This is a genomic window from Tepidanaerobacter syntrophicus (genome assembly GCF_001485475.2).
GTDB lineage: Bacteria > Bacillota > Thermosediminibacteria > Thermosediminibacterales > Tepidanaerobacteraceae > Tepidanaerobacter > Tepidanaerobacter syntrophicus.
Map to the genome: position 1 here is coordinate 84,750 of NZ_DF977001.1, position 22,408 is coordinate 107,157.

The 22,408-nt window shown below is 38.4% G+C and carries 21 protein-coding genes; 2 read left to right on the top strand and 19 right to left on the bottom strand.

Features of this window, described 5'->3' with window-relative positions:
- Positions 1-121: 121 nt before the first annotated feature.
- Positions 122-1,072: a class II fructose-1,6-bisphosphate aldolase gene (gene fba, locus TSYNT_RS05405; RefSeq protein WP_059032489.1), complete on the top strand. Its 951-nt coding sequence runs from the start codon at positions 122-124 to the stop codon at positions 1,070-1,072.
- Between the two features lie 426 nt (positions 1,073-1,498).
- Entirely contained in the window at positions 1,499-3,028 is a 1,530-nt protein-coding gene (locus TSYNT_RS05410) for a M1 family metallopeptidase (RefSeq protein WP_059032490.1), read from the top strand.
- Here TSYNT_RS05410 and TSYNT_RS05415 read toward each other — a convergent pair.
- The 19 genes from TSYNT_RS05415 to TSYNT_RS05505 form a co-directional block, all read right to left on the bottom strand.
- The gene (locus tag TSYNT_RS05415; RefSeq protein ID WP_059032491.1) at positions 3,018-3,818 is read right to left on the bottom strand and encodes a L,D-transpeptidase; all 801 of its coding nucleotides are present in this window, start codon (positions 3,816-3,818) and stop codon (positions 3,018-3,020) included. The two genes, TSYNT_RS05410 and TSYNT_RS05415, sit on opposite strands and share 11 nt — an antisense overlap.
- A gap of 311 nt (positions 3,819-4,129) precedes the next feature.
- Positions 4,130-5,605: a glutamate--tRNA ligase gene (gltX, locus tag TSYNT_RS05420; protein WP_059032492.1), complete on the bottom strand. Its 1,476-nt coding sequence runs from the start codon at positions 5,603-5,605 to the stop codon at positions 4,130-4,132.
- 97 nt (positions 5,606-5,702) lie between these two features.
- Positions 5,703-6,890: a nickel pincer cofactor biosynthesis protein LarC gene (larC, locus tag TSYNT_RS05425; RefSeq protein ID WP_059032493.1), complete on the bottom strand. Its 1,188-nt coding sequence runs from the start codon at positions 6,888-6,890 to the stop codon at positions 5,703-5,705.
- A gap of 2 nt (positions 6,891-6,892) precedes the next feature.
- A complete protein-coding gene (gene larB, locus TSYNT_RS05430) occupies positions 6,893-7,654 on the bottom strand; it encodes a nickel pincer cofactor biosynthesis protein LarB (protein WP_114272602.1) in 762 nt (253 codons plus the stop codon).
- Positions 7,636-8,472 carry an ATP-dependent sacrificial sulfur transferase LarE gene (gene larE / locus TSYNT_RS05435; protein ID WP_059032495.1) on the bottom strand — a complete coding sequence of 279 codons (837 nt, stop codon included), beginning with the start codon at positions 8,470-8,472 and terminating at the stop codon, positions 7,636-7,638. Before larE ends, larB begins: the two co-directional genes overlap by 19 nt.
- An 18-nt stretch (positions 8,473-8,490) precedes the next feature.
- On the bottom strand, positions 8,491-10,698 hold the full coding sequence (gene recD2, locus TSYNT_RS05440; RefSeq protein WP_059032496.1) for an SF1B family DNA helicase RecD2: 2,208 nt from the start codon (positions 10,696-10,698) through the stop codon (positions 8,491-8,493).
- Positions 10,699-11,023: 325 nt separating this feature from the next.
- On the bottom strand, positions 11,024-11,671 hold the full coding sequence (locus tag TSYNT_RS05445; RefSeq protein WP_059032867.1) for a response regulator: 648 nt from the start codon (positions 11,669-11,671) through the stop codon (positions 11,024-11,026).
- A 20-nt stretch (positions 11,672-11,691) separates the two neighbouring features.
- Entirely contained in the window at positions 11,692-12,843 is a 1,152-nt protein-coding gene (locus TSYNT_RS05450) for a sensor histidine kinase (protein ID WP_059032497.1), read from the bottom strand.
- A 148-nt stretch (positions 12,844-12,991) separates the two neighbouring features.
- Positions 12,992-14,188, bottom strand: a complete 1,197-nt coding sequence (metK, locus tag TSYNT_RS05455; protein WP_059032498.1) for a methionine adenosyltransferase — start codon at positions 14,186-14,188, stop codon at positions 12,992-12,994.
- A gap of 30 nt (positions 14,189-14,218) precedes the next feature.
- Positions 14,219-15,808 (bottom strand): HEAT repeat domain-containing protein, encoded by a 1,590-nt coding sequence (locus TSYNT_RS05460; RefSeq protein WP_059032499.1) that lies wholly within the window; start codon positions 15,806-15,808, stop codon positions 14,219-14,221.
- Positions 15,809-15,974: 166 nt separating this feature from the next.
- Entirely contained in the window at positions 15,975-16,724 is a 750-nt protein-coding gene (locus TSYNT_RS05465) for an arginase family protein (protein ID WP_059032868.1), read from the bottom strand.
- A 140-nt stretch (positions 16,725-16,864) separates the two neighbouring features.
- Complete coding sequence (fbp, locus tag TSYNT_RS05470; RefSeq protein ID WP_059032500.1) at positions 16,865-17,962, bottom strand: fructose-1,6-bisphosphate aldolase/phosphatase; 1,098 nt, start codon at positions 17,960-17,962, stop codon at positions 16,865-16,867.
- A gap of 233 nt (positions 17,963-18,195) precedes the next feature.
- Complete coding sequence (locus tag TSYNT_RS05475) at positions 18,196-18,432, bottom strand: hypothetical protein (protein ID WP_059032501.1); 237 nt, start codon at positions 18,430-18,432, stop codon at positions 18,196-18,198.
- Positions 18,433-18,473: 41 nt separating this feature from the next.
- Positions 18,474-19,190 carry a hypothetical protein gene (locus TSYNT_RS05480; RefSeq protein WP_059032502.1) on the bottom strand — a complete coding sequence of 239 codons (717 nt, stop codon included), beginning with the start codon at positions 19,188-19,190 and terminating at the stop codon, positions 18,474-18,476.
- Positions 19,191-19,657: 467 nt separating this feature from the next.
- On the bottom strand, positions 19,658-19,990 hold the full coding sequence (locus TSYNT_RS05485; RefSeq protein ID WP_059032503.1) for a hypothetical protein: 333 nt from the start codon (positions 19,988-19,990) through the stop codon (positions 19,658-19,660).
- A 147-nt stretch (positions 19,991-20,137) separates the two neighbouring features.
- On the bottom strand, positions 20,138-20,518 hold the full coding sequence (locus TSYNT_RS05490; protein ID WP_059032504.1) for a hypothetical protein: 381 nt from the start codon (positions 20,516-20,518) through the stop codon (positions 20,138-20,140).
- Positions 20,519-20,541: 23 nt separating this feature from the next.
- Positions 20,542-20,817, bottom strand: coding sequence for a hypothetical protein (locus TSYNT_RS05495; protein WP_059032505.1), 276 nt, complete (start codon positions 20,815-20,817; stop codon positions 20,542-20,544).
- Positions 20,818-20,837: 20 nt separating this feature from the next.
- Complete coding sequence (locus tag TSYNT_RS05500) at positions 20,838-21,788, bottom strand: DUF5131 family protein (RefSeq protein ID WP_202859730.1); 951 nt, start codon at positions 21,786-21,788, stop codon at positions 20,838-20,840.
- 110 nt (positions 21,789-21,898) lie between these two features.
- Positions 21,899-22,186 carry a hypothetical protein gene (locus tag TSYNT_RS05505; RefSeq protein ID WP_023062293.1) on the bottom strand — a complete coding sequence of 96 codons (288 nt, stop codon included), beginning with the start codon at positions 22,184-22,186 and terminating at the stop codon, positions 21,899-21,901.
- Positions 22,187-22,408 lie beyond the last annotated feature (222 nt).

Genomic DNA, 22,408 nt, shown 5'->3' on the forward strand with positions numbered 1-22,408 from the left:
ATTATCAGCAGGTTAATAAAACTAATTTCAGCACTGAATTTATCGATTGGATAACCTCAGCCTTTAATTTTTTTGTTTTTTGTAATATACTTGTAGTAATTTAGCAGAAGGAGTGTAGCTTATGCCATTGGTAACATCAAAAGAAATGTTTAAGAAGGCGTATAAAGGCGGGTATGCCATAGGCGCATTTAATGTCAACAATATGGAAATAATACAGGGTATTGTTGAGGCAGGCAAGGAGGAAAATGCTCCTCTTATCTTGCAGGTATCTGCCGGCGCTAGAAAATATGCCCAGCCGGTCTATCTTAAAAAGTTAGTGGAAGCAGCGGTCGAATACAGTGGTCTGCCAATAGTCCTTCATCTAGACCACGGTGACAGTTTTGAAATATGTAAGGCTTGCGTCGACGATGGCTTTACTTCAGTAATGATTGACGGTTCAAAATATCCTTTTGAAGAAAATATTGCACTTACAAAAAAAGTTGTGGATTATGCCCATTCAAAAGGAGTTGTAGTGGAAGCTGAGCTAGGCAGGCTTTCAGGGATTGAAGATGCTGTAAGCGTATCAGAACGAGATGCCGCTTTTACAGATCCGGATGAAGCAGTAGAATTCGTAGAGCGCACAGGTGTGGACTCCCTTGCAATTGCTATCGGCACAAGCCATGGAGCCTATAAGTTTAAAGGAGAACCTAGGCTTGATTTTGAGCGCCTAGAAAAAATCTCTAGCATGTTGCCTAATTTCCCACTTGTTTTGCACGGTGCCTCATCTGTACCGCAAGAATTTGTTGAGATTTGCAATAAATATGGTGGCCAGATTCCCGGTGCAAAGGGAGTACCGGAAGATATGCTTAGAAAAGCAGCTGAAATGGGTGTTTGCAAGATAAATATAGATACGGATTTACGTCTTGCCATGACTGCATCTATTAGAAAGTATTTGGCAGAAAATCCATCTCATTTTGACCCTCGCCAATATTTAGGACCCGGCCGGGAAGCAATAAAGCAAATGGTAATACATAAGATGAGAGATGTCTTGGGTTGCAGCGGAAAGGCTCCTGAAAGTATTTCTTCCTTATAGCAGTGACATTAGGTAAATAGAAAATATTTTTTCTAGCGCTCAAAATGACAGTAAATCGAGTACGGGTTATCTTCCCGCTGGTTAGGCGATGGGGTTTCTTTTGACCCATCGTAAACATGCCGGACGAACAATCAAGCTCTGCTAAAATTCCACTTAGCAGAGCTTTTTATTAGATACGCTTTACTTACAAAGCTAATTTAGGTAGTGCTCATACAAAGCCACTTTGTGTAGCTTTGCAGAAGTAACCATGCCTTGTAGTAAAGGCAGTTTTTCTACTTAAATTTTGAGATACATAGTTTTTTAGTTTAGAAATATATGTAGTTTTTTCTTTCAGCTTAGAAGGATTTAGTATTTTTGCATAGAAATGAGTATAATATGAAATATATGGAAACGTAAATTGATTTTAATCCTCAGGGGGATTTTGATTTGAAAAAATTTGTTGCATTTGCTTTGGTAATAATTGCTTTGTTTTTGATATTCTTATTTGCAAAAAATATTTTTATGCTTTCTATGACGCAGTCTCCTTTAAGCCAAGTGCCAGATAAATCTCAAGAAACTTACTCTGCTCAAGCAATTCCCGAAAGGAATATATATGCTATCGATGCTGAATATGACGGAAAAGATAAAATAAAAGCTGTCATGGACTTTACTTGCGTAAATAAAACAGAAAAGGTATATGACATACTTTATTTTCATCTTTATCCTAATATTTTTTCCAGTCCTTCCAGAGTTCCTTTTTTTAAAGGCGACCTTTCCCGCGTTTTTCCGGAAGGATTTAGCTATGGCGCCATCCAGATAAAGCAAGTTAAGCAGAAAGATAAAGATATTAAATGGTCTTTTGAAGAAGGCGGCGAAATACTGAAATTATTTCTAGCCGAACCTATATCTGCCGGCAATTTCTCAAACTTACATATGCAATTTGAAGTTACTATACCAAAAGCGCGCTTTCGCTTTGGATACCAGACATTTGGAAATGATAAAATAACTGTATCATTGGGTAACTGGTACCCGATTCTTGCGGTAAATAACGGTGGAAAATGGAGTTTGGAAAAGCATTACGCTATCGGTGACTGCACTTACAGTGATATGGCCGATTACAAGGTAAGCATAACAGTACCTAAAGATTTTGTTGTTGCGGCTTCCGGCTCTTTGGAAAAAAATGAAGTTCGAAGTAATAAAGTTGTTTATATTTACTCTATAGACAACATTCGAGAATTCGGCGCAGCTATAAGCAACAACTATCAGACCTCATCTGACGAAATCGATGGGATAATTATAACATCTTATTTTTATCCGGAAGATAAGGAAGGCGGATTTATGGCACTGAATATCGCAAAATATGCCTTGGGAATCTTCAATGAATCTTTTGGCAAATACCCATACCCGGAGCTTCGAATAGCCGAAGCCAATTATTATCCGGGAGGAATGGAGTTTCCTACTTTTATAATGATGGATAATGCGAAATATACTCAATCAAATATTTCAAATCTTTCCCTTGAAAGGTCCACCGCCCATGAAGTAGCTCACCAATGGTGGTATAACTTAGTAGGAAGTAACCAAATAACCGAACCCTGGTTAGATGAAGGAATCACTGAATTTTCCACTCTATACTATTTTGAAAATCGCTACGGAGCTCCCGGCAAAGATTCCTACTTTGAAAAATTTGTAATAGGCTCAAAAGATTTTGTTATAAAAAACCGCTCACACATGTTAGACCCCCTTCCGGCTTTTAAAAGTCAGCAAGATTATTTTTCTACTGTATATATTGGCGGCGTGCTGTTTTATGATGATTTAAGAAATCAAATCGGCAAAGAGAATTTATTGGACTTTTTTAGGTCTTACTGCGAAACCTTTAAATATAAAAATGTCACGCTTAGGGAGTTTGAAGAATTCCTTAAAGATAAAAAATATGAAGCTCTTGATGAGAGCTTCTATAAAAAATGGTTTAATCCGTGATTATGACCGGAGTTCCCCGAGGCATGCTATTATAAAACCATAGGGCATCATCAAGGGAAAGACGTATACATCCGTGAGATGCTTTTTGACCTAGTTTTTCTGCCTCTTCTTCAATAATCTTTTTATTTTCATCAAAGGGAACGCTGTGGAATAAATAGTTGTTGTTAAATCTTACCCAATAGTAGCCAACTTGTTTGTAATTAGGACTATAAAAAGAATCTCCTCTTTCACCTATACGATATAAGCCTTCAGGGGTGCTGCAATTATTTTCATCTAGACCGGTTGAACAGGAAAAAGTTTTAATAATTTTATCATTTTCGTAAATATCTACCTTTTGTTCGCTTAAATCAACTATTACCCCAAATTTTTCATTTAAATCAACTTCCTGTATGTATTCTGTGGGAACAAAACCACAAATTGGTTTCATTGTTCTATAGTCTCTGCATTTCACTTCTGTATATCCATTATCCAAATTTTTTATAATTTCTACATTTACCAAGTCTCCATAGACTACACCTAAGCTTTTGGAATCTGAAGACGGCAGCTCTCTGATATTAATGGCTGTTATTTCATTGGCTTTTAAGACGGTTATCTTACTTGGAAACTTACTTAATGGTTTTGGTTCAATCTCTTGCAATATACCAATTTCCGGTTTTTCCCATATGATATTTTCTGATTCTGCACTTTCTGTCAAGGGTGGAGAAAACTCAGTTTTTTCTTTGATTATCCACGGCATCATTGCAGCTAGGGTCAGTATAATCAAAGAAATAATCACTTTAGTAGGCTTCAAGTCTACACCTCATTGCTTTTAAGTCTTAACAACTCTATGATTGCACTACATCAAATAATATCATACTTTTCTACAAATATCATTACACATTAATCTATTTACGATGCCATTTAAGACAAAAAAGCAGCACAGCTTATGTTTCAAAGCGGCTGCTTGAAAAATTTGTATTTACTCTTATAAATAAAACCATGCAGATAAGATGGTTTTTTGTCACTAGGTTATTAATATAATAGTTTTAGATTTTTTTCGGGGCTTTTATGCATTATGCATCGGTCAATTTTTTAATTATTTCATCCAGGTGAAAAAATAAACTAATTGCTCTTGTTGCTAATCCATTCTGCAGCTTTTCTCATACGCTCTACGGTCTTTTCTTTGCCCAAAAGGACGATTATGTCAAAAAGACCCGGCCCTACAGTTCTGCCGGTAATGGCAAGCCTTGTAGGGTGTATTATCTCTGAGGCTTTAAGACCCATTTCATCGGTTATACTTCTTAAAGCTTCTTCTGTTTTATCATGAGTAAAATCTTCTAGTTTTTCTAATGCCTCTGCACCCAGCATTAAAAGCTTCGCAGCGTTTTCTTTTGTAAAATGTTTTCTAACACCCTTTTCATCATACTCGGTTATATCTTTGAAGAAAAAAGCTATACCGTCCGCCAGTTCATCTAAGGTTTTGGCTCTGTCTCTGGAGATTTCAACTGTCTTTTTAATGTATTCAAAATTGTTTTTAGCATATTCTTCAGTAATAATACCCTTATTAATCATAAATGGTATTGTTTGCTCTGTTATATAATCTAAATCGAGTTCTCTCATATAATGGCCGTTTATCCACGCAAGCTTTTTCACGTCATAAATTGCAGCTGTCTTATTAACTCTTTCTAAGGTAAATTCTTTTATTGCTTTATCCATACCAAAGATTTCTTCTGTTCCTTCCGGCGACCAACCCAGCAGTGTCAGATAGTTTATAATCGCTTGTGCAAGATATCCTTGGTCTCTGAATTCTTCTACTGATGTTGCTCCATGTCGTTTACTAAGTTTACTGCGATCAGGTGCTAGTATCATGGGTAAGTGAGCAAACTGGGGAAGTTTGTATCCTAAAGCAAGATACGTTTGTATTTGTTTAGGAGTATTCGAAAGATGTTCCTCTGCTCTTATAACATGACTTATCTTCATTGCGTTATCATCCACTACACAAGCAAAATTATATGTAGGAATACCATTGGATTTTACAATTATTAAATCATCTAAGGTGGAATTGTCAAATACTACTGTGCCGCGAATTAGATCTTCGACTACTGTCTGACCTTTTTCCGGCATTTTTAGTCTTATTGTATAAGCTCTTCCTTCATCTTCAAATTTTTTTCTTTCTTCCGGGGTAAGGTTTCGGCAGCGACCATCGTATCTGGGAGGCCTTCCGGCTTTAAGCGCAGCCTCTCTTCTTTCGGCAAGTTCTTCAGGCGTGCAGTAGCAATAATATGCTTTTCCTTCTGCAAGAAGTCTATCAACCTCTTTTTTATAAATGTCAAGGCGCTTTGACTGAAAATAAGGTCCAAAAGGTCCACCTTTTTCAGGCCCTTCGTCCCAATCCAGGCCCAACCATTTTAATGAACGTATAATCTGATTGACAGATTCTTCTGTAGATCGCTCTGTATCAGTATCCTCTATTCTTAACACAAAAACTCCATTATTATGTCTTGCATAAAGCAAGTTAAAAAGCGCTGTCCGTGCGCCACCGATATGCAAACTTCCAGTGGGGCTCGGTGCAAATCTTACTCTTACGTTGTTTGACATAAAAACACTCCTATCTCAAGTAAATAGTGCTGGACAAAAAATTTAATCGCTTAAAACAGTATAGCATTATAATTTATGCTTTACAAGAATTAGCTCTTTAGACTGTCAAATATCGCTTTACAATTTCATAGGCTTTTAGTAAAGGTATATTGTTGTTTTTTGCAAGAATCTTCATATCTTCATACTCAGGTGCAGCTTTTATTGTTTCATCGCCGATTTTAGCTATTTTAACTTTAAGATTCCCTAAAGGGGTATTTATCTCTTCTATTTTTCTGGAAAGCTTTATACGACCTGCAAGTAATTCTCTTACTCCTAAAGTCGTGGTTTCTTTAAGTATTATCTGAGATAAATGCTGTTTCTTATTTGGCGCGCAAAGACACGTAAGTTTTACGGCCGGCCTGCTTTTTTTCATTATTATCGGCGTTAAAAATACATCTAACGCTCCTTCCTGAAAAAGCCTTTCTATAATGGCTTCATATAATTGAGGGTTCATGTCGTCTATATTAGATTCTAATATAGCTACGGCATCTCTTTCCAAGCCCTCCGCATACTCGCTTTCCATTCGGTCAAGTTCCTTTAGCAGCACTGCTCTTAAAACATTTGGAGACTTTCTTTCGGCTTTTCCGAGCCCATAGCCGATTTTCTCAGGAATCCCTAAGGGCATGCTGCCAAATTTATCTACAAATATATTTAAAATAAGAGCACCTGTAGGTGTTGTAAATTCCCCTGCTTCTTCTCCAGAATATATAGGGATGCCTTCTAAAAGTTCTAAAGTAGCCGGTGCGGGCACAGGTAAGATACCATGGGCACAATTAACCGTCCCTGATCCTACATTTATGTGAGACGCATAAACCTTCGTGGGATTTAGCATACTTATAAGTGTACATGCTCCTACTATATCGACTATTGAATCGATGGCTCCTACTTCGTGAAAATGAATTTCCTCAGGAGGTTTTCCATGAACCTTACCCTCTGCTTTAGCCAATTTATAAAAAGCTTGCTTGCTCTTTTGTTTTATATCATACTCTAATGCGCTGCCATCGATTATCGCATATATATCTAAAAGATTTCTGTGGGGGTGGTGTTCATGAGTTTTTACTACAACATCAGTTCCTGTAATCCCACCTTTTATTCCCTTTTTTATTTCTATGCTATATTCGTCATTTAAAGGAAGAGTCTGGAGTTGTCTTAAAAATCTTTCCTGATCGAGGCCTAAATCCAGCATAGCTCCTAAAAACATATCACCACTTATGCCTGAAAAACAGTCCAGGTACAAAATTGACACATTTATTCCTCCTTGTTGGCCAGCCGATTAATTTGGTGGGCTACATAAGCAGCACCAAAACCGTTATCGATGTTTACTACAGAAATTCCGCCTGCACAGCTGTTGAGCATTGCAAGAAGAGCGGAAAGTCCTCCGAAATTTGCTCCATATCCAACACTTGTTGGAACAGCAACTACAGGTTTATCTACAAGGCCTCCGACTACACTAGCCAGTGCCCCTTCCATTCCGGCTACAACCACTATAACAGTAGCTGATTGAAGTGCATTCACGTTCATAAGCAACCGATGTATGCCAGCTACTCCCACATCATAAAGTCTTTCTACCGGGTTTCCAAAAAGTTCCGCAGTTACAGCAGCCTCTTCTGCAACAGGTATATCGGATGTGCCTGCTGTTACAACCGCGATTGTGCCTGTATTTTGGGGTACTTTTTCCCTTATAATGGCAAAAATTCGCGCATCCTCATAATATTTTGCATCAGGTGCAATCATTTGGACATCGTGAAAGGTTTTAAGATCTGCTCGCGTGCCGATCACATTACTTCCGTTTTTTGCCATATGTCTTGCTATTTCTACAACTTGAGATGTGGTTTTACCTTGGCAGTATATTACTTCAGGTATTCCGCGCCTTAGCGCTCTATGGTTGTCGATTTTGGCAAAATCTAAATTTTCATATGGTAACTTTTTTAGCTTAAGCATCACATCTTCGGTTGTAAGTTTGCCTGTCCTTAGCTTTTCTAATAACTCCCTTAATTTTTCTTCCAAAATAGCTTGTCCTCCTCTTTTAGCTCATCATTCATGCTTCCGATTCTATATCCGTCAAGATCTATTGTTACATATTTAAAGCCGAGCCGTCGAAACTCATGAGTTATTTTATCACGAAAATTTCTTTCTAAAAACTTGTTTATTTCTTCGGGCAGCACTTCTATTCGTGCCAAATCCCCATGACTGCGAACGCGGAATTGCCCAAAGCCTTCAGCGCTCAATATTTCTTCTGCATCCGAGACTCTTTTTATTTTTTCTAAAGTAATCTTTTCACCATAAGGAATTCTCGAAAAGAGGCAGGCAGCAGAAGGTTTGTTCCATGTAGAAAGCTTTAGTTTTTTTGAAGCTTCGCGAATTTCTTCCTTTGTTAAACCGGCTGACTTTAACGGGCTTTTAATTCCAATCTCCTCAATAGCCTTCATACCAGGCCTGAAATCTGCTGTATCGCTTATATTAGAACCTTCTACTACGTTATCATAACCTCTACTGCTTGCAGCAGAAATTATAACTGATAAGAGCTTTTTCTTGCAGTAATAGCAGCGATTCGGCGGGTTATTTGCAACATCAGGAATATCTAAAACGGTTAATTTGACAATTTTATGTTGCAAGCCAAGTTCTTTTGTGAATCTTCGAGACTCTTCCAAATCTTTTTTTGAAAGCCCTTCAAAATCAGCAGTTATTGCAAGCACATTATTTTTTCCAAGCGTATCTGTGCACATCCTTAGTAAAAAGGCGCTGTCTGTGCCACCTGAAAACGCAACCGCTAAGCGCTTTAATGCTTGAATTTCATCTTTTAGCCGATCTATTTTTTGTTCTAGCATTTATTTGCTCCTTCATTTTTATGTAGGATATATTCCGCAGGAAAATTCTTCAATTATCCTATCGCTCAAATGTCCATAACGTTTTAGTGCTCTGTTATTTTGTATAGATAGTGTCAAGGCCTGTTTGCTGCCTACCAACACAAGCAATCTTTTAGCTCTCGTAACCGCTGTATACAATAGATTTCGCTGAAGCATTACATAGTGGGACGTAGTTATCGGTATTATAACCGCCGGAAATTCACTCCCCTGGCTCTTGTGGACGGAAAGGGCATATGCAAGATTCAACTCTTCAATTTCCTGTCCGCAATATGTTACATTCTTTTCTTGTTGAATATCCTGAAATGTAACAGTAACTATATCATCATCCTCATCAATATTCGTTATGCGGCCTAAATCGCCGTTGAAAACCTCTTTCTCATAATTGTTTTTAATCTGCATAACCTTATCGCCTTCCCGAAAAAGCTGTCCATGGTATTTGCATTCTTTTTTGGAGGTAGAAGGCGGATTTAAAATATGCTGCAGGCGCTCATTTAAATTTATTACGCCCACAATGCCTTTTTTCATTGGTGTCAGAATTTGAATATCCTCAAAAGGATCGAAATTTCCATAGTTAGGAAGTCTTTCTTTAACCATTTCAAGTATTGTCTCTAAAATGTCCTCAGGGGAAAGCACCTGTTCAAAAAAGAAATCTTTGTCTTTTACGTTAAGATACGGAAAATACCCCTTATTTATCCTATGGGCATTTACAACGATCATGCTTTCCTGTGCCTGTCTAAATATCTCATCTAGGACTACTGTCGAAATCTTATCACTTTCAATAATTTCTTTTAAAACACTGCCCGGTCCCACCGATGGAAGCTGGTCTTTATCTCCTACTAAGATAAGGCGGGCTCCCGGTTTTACGGCAGACAGCAGATGATACATAAGAGTTATGTCTACCATTGACATTTCATCAACTATAATTACGTCTTCCTCCAAAAGACTTTCCTGATTTTTCCCAAAGGCCATGGCACCATGTTCAAATGCATTATATTCAAGTAACCTGTGGATTGTTTTTGCTTCTTTACCGGTAGCTTCTGCCATGCGTTTTGCAGCTCTGCCTGTAGGCGCAGCAAGGGCTGCTTTAAGTTTGTGTTTTTCAAAGAACTTAAGTAAGCTCTGAATTGTAGTAGTCTTTCCTGTTCCAGGCCCCCCTGTTATTACAATTACGCCATTTTGTGCAGCTTTTTCCAAGGCTTCGCGCTGGCGCTTGGCAAGTTGGATTTTGCACAACTTTTCTATTTCATTTATAGTTTCGTCCGTTATTTCAAGGGGTTTGTCTATCATTTGGGCAAGTAAAAAAAGTTTACGCGCTATAGATTTTTCCAAATAATAAAAAGCAGCCAGGTATACCTCACTGCTACCCCAGCTTCTATCGATAACAATTTCTTCTTTTTCTTCTAATGCTAAAAGCGGCTGATTTAAAAGTTCACTTTCAACTCCCAATAATTCTGAGGTTTTATAAAGCAGTTTATCGGCAGGAAGAAAGACATGGCCTTCATCAGCTGCCTTGAGCAATGTATATTTTAAACCTGCTTCTAAGCGCTCCATAGAGTTATTTTCTATGCCCATCTTTTGAGCAATGTAATCAGCTGTTTTAAAACCTATACCCTCTACTTCGTCAGCCAGACGATACGGATTTTCCTTTAAAACCTGAGTTGCTTTCTCCTTATATTTTTTATATATCTTTACGGCTACAGCCGGTCCAATACCATATTGCTGTAAAAACAGCATAATATCCCGAATTTCCCGTTGTTCTTCATAGGATTTAGTTATCATATTCAATTTTTTTTCACCAATACCGGGAATTTTTAAAAGTTCATCAGGATAACTATTCAAGATCTCAAGGGTTTTTTCGCCAAATTCATCGACGATCCTTTTAGCCGTAGCAGGACCTATCCCCTTAATTGCTCCGGAGGCTAAATATTTTTCTATGTCATTTATTGTAGCCGGCGTAATTACCTCATAAAATTCAGTTTTAAACTGGTAACCGTAATCTTTATGAAGTATCCAATCCCCCTTCAGCTTTAGCCTCTCTCCTGTTTCAAGGCAATGAAAATATCCCACTGCCGTAACTGTTTCATCTTTATAATCCTCGTTATCGTTTACGGAAAATTTTATAACGGAAAAGCCGTCTTTCTCGTTGTAATATGTAATTCTCTCAACTATACCACTTAATTCGATCATTGACTGCACTCCAAAATGTTTTTACGTAAATGCTGCTTATTCTCAGCCTCTGGTTTATTTTAGCATTTTTTGAATATACCTGCAACTACCGGAAAATCAACGTCATAAAAGGCCGGCTTTTAAAATGTTTTAATTGAGATAAAAAAAGACCCTTGCTTTCAGGGCCTCGCCATGAAAGAAGGGGGGCTTAAAACTAAGGGTAAATCATTTAAGAAGAAATAGGGCTTTCATGTTTTTATTATAAGCTTAATTAGCAAAAATTGGTATATCTCTGTTGCCCTATTTTATTAGGCTTTTAGGCCTATATCTCTGTATATACAGTAGCCTAAACAAGACCGTTTTTTATAGCAAAGACAGCTGCTTGGGTTCTGTCCATAAGATCCAATTTGTGCAAAATGCTACTTACGTGGTTTTTTACTGTTTTCTCGCTTATACCAAGAGCGGCAGATATTTCTCTATTGCTCATTCCTTTGGATATATGTATTAAAACTTCTCTTTCTCTTGCTGTAAGATTTCTTTTAAGATCATGATTTGATAATGGCTGTGTTAAACGATTGTATTCTGCCACTAGCGCCCTTGTCAAGTTTGGCTGTATGTAAGTTTCACCTCGGCTGGCGCTTCGCACGGCTGAAATGAGGCCTTGAGGCTCTATGTCTTTAAGGACGTATCCTGATATCCCTAACTTTAGCAATTCAAGAAGATACTCCTTGTCATCATATATTGTCAAAATAACTATTTGGGAAGTCGAGTTTTTTTCCTTTAATGATTTTGTCACTTCTATCCCGTTTAGCTTAGGCATATTTATATCCAAAAGAAGCACTTGTGGCTTTCTAGTAATAACTTTTTCAACAGCTTCAAGGCCGTCAGAAGCTTCATCTATTACCTCGATATCATCTTCCATCTCCAAAATTTTTTTTAGGCCTTTTCTCATCAAAACATGGTCGTCAGCTAATATAACAGTAATTTTTTCCAAAAACAAACACTCCTCCATAATTAGTTGCCAAATGGAATACTTACAAATACTTTTGTCCCCTGACCAGGTTTAGACTCAATATTGAAAGAACCATCTACCAGGGCAATTCGTTCTTTTATTGTCATAATGCCAAAATGTTGCCGTGACTCCTTATTTGAATTTTCCTGATTTATCTCAAAGCCAATTCCGTCGTCTGTTACTGCAAGATTTACTCTTCCATCGCTAAACTCCAGCTTTACATAACAATTTTTTGCGCAAGAATGCTTCTTTACATTTGTAAGTATTTCTTGCAAAACCCTAAAAATAGTAATTTCAACATCGGGATTGAGTCTCATTCTATCCCCAAAAAACCGAAACTCTGTTCTTATCCCGGTTTCCTCTTGAAATTCTTCGCAGTACCTGCTTATTGCGGCTCTTAAGCCTAAATCATCTAAAGAAGACGGCCTTAAATTGAAAATAATTTTTCTAAGCTCCTGCAAAGATGCTCTTACAACCTCCTTGAGTTTTTCAAGTTCCTTTTTAGCTTCATTCAGGTCTTTCTCCATAACTCTTTCGCAAATTTCTGCCTGTATAACTACATTTGCAAGCGTTTGAGCCGGGCCATCGTGGATATCTCGAGCTACCCGCTGCCGCTCTTCTTCCTGTGCCTTTATTATTTGAGCCGCCAGACTTCGCCGCTCATTAATATCTGCCAGTTGGCTCGACATTTCCTTTAAATCGCCCTTTAAGAATCCTAAAGCTACTCCTAGCTGCATTACTAAATGCTCAGATTGATTCAAAATATTGAGCATACTTCTTAAATTGCGTTCAAGATCATTTCGCTTTTCTCTAAGCTGTATCTCTTTTTGGCGCTCTATAGAAAGTTGTATTTGAATATTTTTCGCTTCTTCATAGGCAGCTTTAATGTCTTCTTCCGAATACTTTTCGAAATCTCGGCTTACCGTCATTAATTTAAATTTAGCAGCTCGCTCAAGTTTTACTAGATTGTCTACTCTTTCAATAACTTCCTTTACTTGAATCTTTAGCTCTGCAAGTTCGTTTTCCAAGCGTTCGCATTCTTGCTTTGCATGCTCAAATATGCTAAAAATTTCTTTTTGACTTTTCTCGATTGTTTCAATGGTGTTATTTAGTATTTTATTTAGATATTCTGCATTTAATTTTGATTTATTCATGGCAAACTCCAAAAATTTATAAAATAGTTTATGTCTGCTGTATATATTCGCTAAAATATACGAATATCCCTGCTTCAATAATAATTTAACGTTTAATTTTGGCCCCAATCTAAGTAGATTAAAATATATCGAGTAAAAAGCAGCCTTTTTAAAGGCTGCTTGCTTGTGCTTTTAATATGTCAACTTTATCTAATTTTTCCCAAGATAAATCTAATTCTTCTCTTCCAAAGTGTCCATATGCCGCAACTTGTTTATAGATTGGTTTTCTCAAATCTAGGTCTCTTATGATGGCTCCGGGGCGAAGATCAAAATTTTGTACAACCAGCTTTTCTATCTCTTCATCCGGCAAAATGCCTGTGCCAAAGGTATCAATCATCACAGAAACCGGTTTTGCAACACCTATTGCATAGGCCAGCTGAATCTCGCATTTAGAAGCAAGGCCTGCTCCTACAATATTTTTAGCTACGTAACGGGCAGCGTAAGATGCAGAACGGTCTACCTTAGTCGGATCCTTTCCTGAAAAAGAACCGCCGCCATGCCGTGAGTAGCCGCCATATGTATCAACTATGATTTTACGGCCTGTAAGGCCTGAATCTCCATGAGGCCCGCCGACTACAAACCTGCCGGTAGGATTAATAAAAATTTGTGTTTTATTGTCCATAAGATGGGCTGGAATAATCTTTTTTATAACTTCTTCTATAATTCCCTCTTGAAGGGTTAAAAGCTTAACCGAAGAACTGTGCTGCGCCGAGACCACTATTTTGTCCACCCTTACAGGTTTTGAATTTTCGTATTGAACCGTTACCTGAGTCTTTCCGTCGGGCCTTAGAAAAGGAAGCACATCATTTTTCCTGACTTCAGCTAACTTGCGAGCTAGTTTATGTGCAAGAGAAATAGGCATCGGCATAAGTTCCGGCGTTTCATCTACGGCAAAGCCAAACATCATTCCCTGATCTCCGGCACCGATTTTTTCAAGTTCGTCTGCAGCACCTTCTTTTTCACGCGCCTCATAAGCACAGTTAACGCCCATGGCAATGTCAGGGGACTGCTCTTTTATGCTTGTAATAACCGCACAGGTATCGCAATCAAAACCGAATTTTGCTCTCGTATATCCTATTTCTCTTATAGTTTCGCGAGTAATACTGGGAATATCAACGTAACAATCCGTAGTAATTTCGCCAATAACCAGCGCTAAACCTGTAGTTGCAGCAACTTCGCAAGCAACTCTTGCCTGCGGATCATTTGCAATAATGGAATCAAGGATAGCATCAGCTATCTGATCACAAACTTTATCCGGGTGTCCCTCTGTTACTGATTCTGAAGTAAATAAGAAATTTTTCCCCATTTTATACCTCCTCGTTGTTTATCTTCTCTTTTATTTTAACCTATTTAAATTAGACCGAATTTTGCTCTCGCTCCTTACATTGCTTAAGGCCATTACTAAGCTCTCAATTATCAGACCTTGAATAAACGGATGGCAGCAGAGCGGCTTCATATCCATATTTAAAAATGCACATAAGGTCAATTTCGCAATGTCTCGACAGTTTGACCTTTCTAGGAAATCAGCAGAAAGCTCCAACATCCGCTTTATTATATTTATGTTTGGTTCTATAAGCTCTTCGGTAAAATTTCTAAAGAGATTTTCTGATTTTTGATAACTCAGTTTCCTCATCTGGCGTATGTGCTTTGCTTTGCTTTCTTTGGCATAAGCACAGACTCTAGGATCTCTTACAAACCAATCGTCGAAGTAGCCATAATCTATTAAACCAAAAGTTTTTTTCAAACAAGCATCATCATTTTTAATAGCCTCTAAATCATAGGTTTCAAATTTAGGGCGATACCTTTCATATTTTATGATATCATTTAGCTCGACAAGATATTTCCAAAAATAAAACTGATAAGGAATTCGGCTGCCTTTTGTTTGATTTACTAAAAGGGCATCTCCTAAAAGTGCCACAACATAATCGAAATCGCACTTTTCAATAAAAGTTGTTTTTGAAAAATCATTTATAGAAGAGTTAAATTCGCGGGCAGTTAAATCTGATACTCCCCAACAATCAACAACGCCTAATTCGGTATTAACAAGCAAATTTACAAAACTTAGCTTTTTGTATTTAAACGGATCTTGCCACACCATCCAAATCGACCTGTTGCCTGTACCATCTATAGCAGAAACAAATGCTTTTATAGGTCTTTTTAGATTTTGCCATGGCTCAAAGTAACTCATAATTACCCCGCTTAGTCTGAGCCTCTGGGCTTCGCGAAAAGCTAATTTTCGTATTTTATCATCCTTGGATTTGTTAGCCAGTTTAAAGAGCACGTAAAGCGCTTTTCCGGATTTAATTTTCCCAAGCGCTTTTACGGCTTCCTGTGCTAAAAGATAATCGTCGGCAAATGCTATAATTTCAAGTAAGTATATAGACCTTTCGTCTCTTAAGTCACCCATATCTCTGATATATGCTGCTCGCATCTCGGGAGAGAATTCATTTAAATCATCTAATATATGTGGAATCAAAAACGGATCTTTCTGAACGTCTTCAAACATTTCCAGCATAGAGTCAGAGGCTACTTTATCAAAATCTTTCAGAATAAATTCCAGAGGAAGATCTGCCGCATCTACGCCATAACGTCCTAGTACAGCAATTATTCTTGCTTTTATGCGATCAGAAACATCTGTCATGATTAATATTTCAAGTAAAGGCTCCAGCACGCTTATATTGTTGGCGTATTCTAAAGCATAACAAACTATCGGGGCCATTTCTTCATCATTTTCTCTAAGCTTGGCAAGGCAAATAGGTATTACTGTTTCGTCTCCTAAGTTGAAAAGTTTTCCCATTGCTTCATCCATTTCCCAAAGCGTAAGATCCTTGTCCTTTAGTGATTTTAAATAGTCTAGTATACGTTTTTTATACAAAAGTCGGTAATCGACTTTGACAAAGGCCTGTTTATTTGTTTTCTTTTGCATTGCCTGCTCCTTCCTTACATCTTAAGAAATTCATCTTATACATTATAATATAATAAGACGGTTTTAGCAACGGATAACAACTTCGTCAAGTAGGGCCAAGATATTGCAAAGGTTGTATATAGCATTATAAATCACTTTACGGAATTTATCCACACCTTTTGTAAAATTAGCTTGTCAACGCCCTTAATATTTCTAGATTTGCGGCCTCGTTAAGACGATTTCGCCATATATCTTCATTTGTAAGCAATATTTTATCTCCTGGTAGCATCCATTCTCCGCAAATATCTACTGCAAAAACATAAGTGTTATTTTTTATAGTACAAATCAGGCGTTTAAGCCCTGCTATGCTCATGGTGCCTTGATCCCAACCAGTTGCGGCATCTTGCGGGCGGAGCACATCTTTATCTATGCTTATATAAACAGGGGTTTCAATCCTTGATAATTGAGATGCAATTTTAGATATCAAGAGTTTTTCTGGCTCATTTTCTGTAATAAAGAGCAGATTGCTCTCTTTGAGACTATATTTTTCTATTGCAAAATCTCCGGCATCTACTCCGACTATTATGCATTTTTCTATTTTGCCCTCTTTTATAAGCTCTGCAAGCCATGATCCACAACTTATCAGATGAGGAAAAGTTTCGTACATATCAGAATGATGGTCAATTAAAATCAGAGAAATTTTTTCAGGCAGATTGCTTATTAACGAGAAGGAAAGATGGTGAAAATCACTTGAACCTAAAAAGCTTATTCCTCTAGGCAGTTTCTTTAAATGGTTGGAAATTTCCAAAAGTCTGCTTTTTTGGCTACAAAATCTTAGTTTATCAAAGCCTGTTAAGTCCACAATATTATCAGCTTTTTTTAATAGTTTTTCCTGAAAGTCTAAACTATTGTCCACCTTTATTATATTAATAGGCATTCTCACAGGATCACAACTTTTCATATACTTTTTAGATTATAAATCTTTATACTTAATATTATCATAAAACAAAATAAATAAGTATTCAGTGCATAAAAAATAAAAAGCACGGCGTTAGTTAGCCGCGCTTTCATGAAAATTTAGCATTGTTCAAATCTGCCTTTAAGTTTTTCCATCACACCAGGTAATGTAGTATATTCCATTTCGTCAAGGGGCAATCTATGAGGTTCAAATGGACCCATCTGTCTTATGTAATCGGCAACTTTGAGAGCCTTTTGTCTAGCCATATCAAAGGCTACGTCTGCGAATAAGTCTTGTGGACCATGGAGTTTTCCGTTGGCTAGCTGAAAGCCCATTGCAATTACTCTAGGCGGACCATCGAATCGGGTAGGAAGCGCCTGTTTTTGTGATACCGGCATAAGCGGCCCATAGTGCGAACCACGCATCCAACCTGCTACCAAGTGGGGATTTGCAAAAGGTTCCAGGACTTCTCCAACAGCTGGCAAACCGCTTTGACACCGAACTATGAGCACAGGATCGTCTTTACCTACATAGCGGCCGGCCATTTGATTCATTTTTTGCGTTGAAGACACGGCCGCTATCTCGCCTTCCTTGGTATAAATGCTTTTTACGACATATCTATTAGATGCGCCCAAGAAAATCAGTAAATCATAAAGCTCTTCAGGACAGGCAAAAGTTACTTTTTTGTCTTTTATAAGGTCGAAAACTTCAAATCGGAAGCCTGAATGCATTTTTGGATCTATCACAAGCCCAATGGTATTAAATGGGTCAGCAAATATCTTATAAAGCGGCAGATTCCAAGCTCCCGGTTCAGTCTTATCCGCCATAAAAATCACTATTGGCTCACTTGGCCGTTCCTCAAATTCCATCTCAGCAATTCCCGGTCCCATGCCTTTCATATTACCAGAAAATGCATCTGATAAGAGATCTTGTCCTGCTCCATACATTTTTAGGCTTTTTGCTACTTCAGTACAGCTGAGAAAAGTATCCCAAGCCAATGTGTGAATTTTTTCAGAGTTTATGCCCTCTTTGTGTGTCATTATAAGATTTATATCATCACCGACATTTGTAACAAAACAATCTACTAACAAATCTTTTCCTTTCTCTTTTAACATTTCCTCCGCTTTTTCCAACATTTTCGGATGTACGCTACCATGCCCAACAAAACCGCCTACATCGGCTTTAATTACTGAAAGAGTTATTTTAGAGTTTATCATGTGATACCTCCTGAATATAATATGCTATTCTATTTAATATAAAATAGCTAAATGTGTTATACTTAATATATATTCGCTATACTATTTAATATTCCTTCATAAAATTAAAGTTTTAATATATTTAATAATTAGATAATTATAAGTAAAGAATATGCAGTATGTGTGCAAACTCTTACAAAAATAGTTTAGGCGCACATACTGCATAGTATTTGCTATATATTTAATTTGCTTTTTTATTTTTCGATGCCATCGCCTTTTCTTATATCAGATAGAATTTCCAGTACCTGGCTTTTATAAGATGCCGGAGTTTCAACAAAGCCCCAGCCCTTTTGCGGCTGAAAAATTCCGTCATATGCGGCATCATGATACGTTCCGATAAAGTGCGGTATGTTACGCTCAACCAACACTATATCTAAAAGCTTTGCTTCGATTTCGTTCTCTAATGTTGCGATTTTTACTATTTCTTCCATAGCTATTCCTTCTTTTGAAGTAGTATACCCTGCCTTAGAGGTTATTTTAGCAATAAAGTTATAATAACACTAATCGTTCCGATTAATACAGCTATCACAGAACCAACAGCCCATTTATTTAAAGCGTCAAATTTATCCTCTATCCTGTCGAACCTTTCTTCTACTTTGTTAAACTTTGCATCTACTTTGTCGAACCTTTCTTCTACTTTCTCAAACTTTGAGTCTACTTTATTAAACCTTTCTTCTACTTTGTCGAACCTTGCGTCTACTTTATTAAACCTTTCTTCTACTTTCTCAAACTTTGCGTCTACTTTATTAAACCTTTCTTCTACTTTCTCAAACTTTGAGTCTACTTTATTAAACCTTTCTTCTACTTTGTCGAACCTTTCTTCTACTTTGTCGAACCTTTCTTCTACTTTGTTAAATCTTAAATCGGTTTCCTTTTTCATAGACTCAAATTTTTCGTCTACTTTATCAAACCTTGCATCCATTTCCTTTTTCATAGACTCAAATTTTGCATCTACTTTATCAAACCTTGCATCGGTTTTATCAGATAAATCTTTTATTTCTTTATGAACTGCTTCAAACTTTGCATCCACTCTGTCAAATTTTGCATCCATGCGGTCTCTTAAATCGTTTATTTGCTGTGACAGATAAAAATAGCCGGATTCATAAATCTTCGGTTCATGAGTTTCGTTTGGCCGCTGTTCATCATTCCCTGTGCCATTAGCACCGATTTCTTTTTCTGCCATATCCATCACCCTTCCTCCTGTCTATGACCATTATAGCATGAATTTCTATAATTTTCTATTAAACATCATGCAAGGATAGTGAGGTCTTTTTTCTGCGTCAATATGAATTTTTCCTGCAAAAAATCTAAAAACCGCTTATACGCAGCTTTGTGACCCAAAAAATATTACATTTTTAATTTTTAGTATGGCAAGTAATTTAAAACCCTACAAACCTATCAGAATAAAGGCTTGTAGGGTTTTCATTATTATTCCCACTCAATTGTTAAAGTTTTATTCGTCGTTATTCCTATTATTTTCAGTTATTTCTATTATCATATTTGCTCAAATTATTGTCAATTTTTAAGTTTAGCAATTTTTTTGCTTCCATATTGCTACCACGTTGATTCTCTATTCCGCATAAAATGATAAGCTCATTTTTCATCTTTATCATGTAAAGTATCTCCATCGTTTTTTATTTTTAACCCCACTTTGATTCATATCTTGAACTCCTTCCGATACCATTGGTGAAGGTCCTCTGTGGTGTTTAGCTTGGCCGCCAGCGCCTGGCCACTTTCGACCAGCTTGTAATATTTGTGTTTGAACTCTTCGATTGTTAATACCTTGAACTGCCATTCCCCCGGCATGTATCCTTCAGATATGAAGGTAAATCCCTTCTCGGTCTCCTCTGTAATCTTTCCCGGGATCTCATGGTCTCTATTGGTATCAAAATAGCGGAGGTTGCCTTTGTGCATGTGTACGTCCAGAGCTATGCCGGTGAAACTTTCCTCATCCGGAAGCTTGTATATATAAACAGCTTGTCTGTCCATGATCTTTTTACCTCCTCTTACCTGAAAATAAGCACTTTGCACCGTACTGGCACTGTGCTATTACTGTGCTTTTCCGGTGCATCTCTGGTGCTCTTTTAGTGGCCTGTATCCTACTATTATACTACATCAGATATCTGATTAAAATACCTATTGAAACTCTGGCGCTGGTATTTGACTGCACCTTCTGTAAAGCTGCCGGTTCCTGTATTTACTAAAGTTATTCACCTGAATATAGTTGCTGCCATTTACGCTGTATCGCACGATAAAGCGTCTATCGTGCAGGCTCTGCAGCATTTCATCAACCTGGCTGGCGCTCACATCATCAAATCCCATTATAACCTTCTTGATCTTCCTGGGATTGTCCTCCATGCGTCCCTTGTCATCTACCATGGTCCAGAGGCCTGCAAATAATAATCTGGTTAATGGCGGGAGTTCTCCCATGGCATCATTGTCAAAAATGAGGTTCTTTATATTGCGCATTTGCTCCATCTGCCTTTGAAAAACTGGTGTTATACATGCTTTACTCATACCGTTAGCCTCCTTCTCAAATTTTAAGCCGTTATTTTGATGGTGTCGGCGTCTCCAGTAATTAGTCTTATCAGCTGTGCGCCTGCTCTGATTCCATCGATATAGCCCTGGTCATACACAGAAGTTGTAAGATTGTTGAGTTTGTCTTCTGCCGCTATTTTGCCTACTTTTTCAGCCAGTAATGACAAGATTTCCTCTTTGGCTACCTCGATATCCTCCTGAAGATCAGCTGTAGATATGGCATTGGTATTCTCCTCGGTCTGCAAAAAACATGCTAATTGATAAATGTTCTTTTTCATCCTTCATTCCTCCTTATTTATTATTCGTTCCGGAACGGGCACCATGTCGGGCTGGTCCGTGCATACCTTCCTGGTATATGTTTGCCTACCTTCATGCAATCGTGCCGGTTCCCTCGCTTCCCTTCCGGGGTTATTTTGCAGTACTCACACTTCTTGCAGTGTGGGATTGGTTTCTCCTCCGGCAGTATTAGTTCTGCAGGGAACTCCTGTATTAAATCCCCGCCCCAGACTTTCTCCAGCTCTTTGCTGCTATTCATAAAGACCGGGATTTCGGCGGTTCTGGCTGCAGTGACGATTGTCTCTATCCATTCCCGCTTTGGCTTTACTTTGTCCCGCCTATTTCCGGTCTCGGCTCCGATGATGATCCAGTCCATGAAGTCTATGTCGCTTATGTCTATCTCCTCCAGGAGCGGCTCTATATTGATGAATTGGTTATGCTGCTTCCTGGGGAGGAATACTATCTGATCAAGGTCAGCGCTCCTGGTGACGGTCGTCCCGTACCAGAAATTCCTGGAGCGGGGGAGTAGCCCTATGGAGCTCATTTGTTCGTATCTTTGCGGGTACCTCGTCATGAAAAGGTAATTATGCCATGGTGCTGCTTCACAGGCCCTGAATACTTCCTCTATCCAGGTATCCGGGATCCAAGGTCCGAACAGATCCCCCAAGCTGCAAACGAAAATGTTCGCTGGTTTCTTCTTTTGTGCCGGCATTGGCAGGCGGTACCTGTGCATTATAGGTTCAAATCCCACCGGGTCCGGTATAACCTTGCCTACCTGGTTTTTAAATGGGTTATCCAGGATATAAAGTCCGTTTTCATCCTTCCGGAGCTGGCTGGATCCTTTGTTGATCCTCACGTCTCCGGAGAAGCGCTTTGCCTGTTTCGCTGCGTAGCAGTATGGGCAGCCATGCCGGCAGCCGGTGACCGGGTTCCAGGTGAAGTTACACCACTCGATCTGTGATATGTTCATCATCTGTTTATTCCTCCCTTCCTGGTATTAGTCGGTGATAGGTAAAAGGTAAAAGGTAATAGGCAATAGGTAATAGGTTAAAGGTAATAGGCCCGGCTTGTACTGTGCTTTTCTCATACTTGTATGAGACTAATCTGGTGCTTTTTGAAGGTCCTTGATTTTGTTAGGCTTCCAATAGGCGCCGGTATTCTGTCCTTATGTTGCTGCTTTGCGATAGCTGCAGCTTCTTTTCTTATTGTCTCAGCTTCCTCCGGTGTCCTGGCTGTGATCATGATGGTAATTACTCCAGGCTTTAGTTCCCGTGCTACATGGACCGGCGTTTCGTCCTCGTCAATCGTGATTATGTACCTTACCTTTGGCTGCTGTGTGATAGCTGATTGCAAGCTTACTACTTTGGCCATGTCTTTTACCCCCTTTATCAATTTATGTGGTTGGGTCGTCCTCTTCGGGTATGTTTGCCTGCTCCTGGTTGGTATCCACCCGCGCCGCGTGGAGGCGGCAGGCTCTGCGGGCATGGCACCTGGCGGTGCCATTTGTGGTTGGGTTGTCTGTTGATCCGGTTTTCTTTTGCCTGCTGGCTTCCGGTACTGACTTTAAGTTAGTTATAAATTGAACTATGGGAG

Coding starts and splice junctions, on each gene's coding strand:
- fba (WP_059032489.1), top strand. CDS start 122: ATGCCATTGGTAACATCAAAAGAAATGTTTAAGAAGGCGTATAAAGGC.
- gltX (WP_059032492.1), bottom strand. CDS start 5,605: ATGTCAAACAACGTAAGAGTAAGATTTGCACCGAGCCCCACTGGAAGT.
- larE (WP_059032495.1), bottom strand. CDS start 8,472: ATGCTAGAACAAAAAATAGATCGGCTAAAAGATGAAATTCAAGCATTA.
- recD2 (WP_059032496.1), bottom strand. CDS start 10,698: ATGATCGAATTAAGTGGTATAGTTGAGAGAATTACATATTACAACGAG.
- TSYNT_RS05450 (WP_059032497.1), bottom strand. CDS start 12,843: ATGAATAAATCAAAATTAAATGCAGAATATCTAAATAAAATACTAAAT.
- metK (WP_059032498.1), bottom strand. CDS start 14,188: ATGGGGAAAAATTTCTTATTTACTTCAGAATCAGTAACAGAGGGACAC.
- TSYNT_RS05460 (WP_059032499.1), bottom strand. CDS start 15,808: ATGCAAAAGAAAACAAATAAACAGGCCTTTGTCAAAGTCGATTACCGA.
- TSYNT_RS05465 (WP_059032868.1), bottom strand. CDS start 16,724: ATGCCTATTAATATAATAAAGGTGGACAATAGTTTAGACTTTCAGGAA.
- fbp (WP_059032500.1), bottom strand. CDS start 17,962: ATGATAAACTCTAAAATAACTCTTTCAGTAATTAAAGCCGATGTAGGC.
- TSYNT_RS05475 (WP_059032501.1), bottom strand. CDS start 18,432: ATGGAAGAAATAGTAAAAATCGCAACATTAGAGAACGAAATCGAAGCA.
- TSYNT_RS05480 (WP_059032502.1), bottom strand. CDS start 19,190: ATGGATATGGCAGAAAAAGAAATCGGTGCTAATGGCACAGGGAATGAT.
- TSYNT_RS05485 (WP_059032503.1), bottom strand. CDS start 19,990: ATGGACAGACAAGCTGTTTATATATACAAGCTTCCGGATGAGGAAAGT.
- TSYNT_RS05490 (WP_059032504.1), bottom strand. CDS start 20,518: ATGAGTAAAGCATGTATAACACCAGTTTTTCAAAGGCAGATGGAGCAA.
- TSYNT_RS05495 (WP_059032505.1), bottom strand. CDS start 20,817: ATGAAAAAGAACATTTATCAATTAGCATGTTTTTTGCAGACCGAGGAG.
- TSYNT_RS05500 (WP_202859730.1), bottom strand. CDS start 21,788: ATGATGAACATATCACAGATCGAGTGGTGTAACTTCACCTGGAACCCG.
- TSYNT_RS05505 (WP_023062293.1), bottom strand. CDS start 22,186: ATGGCCAAAGTAGTAAGCTTGCAATCAGCTATCACACAGCAGCCAAAG.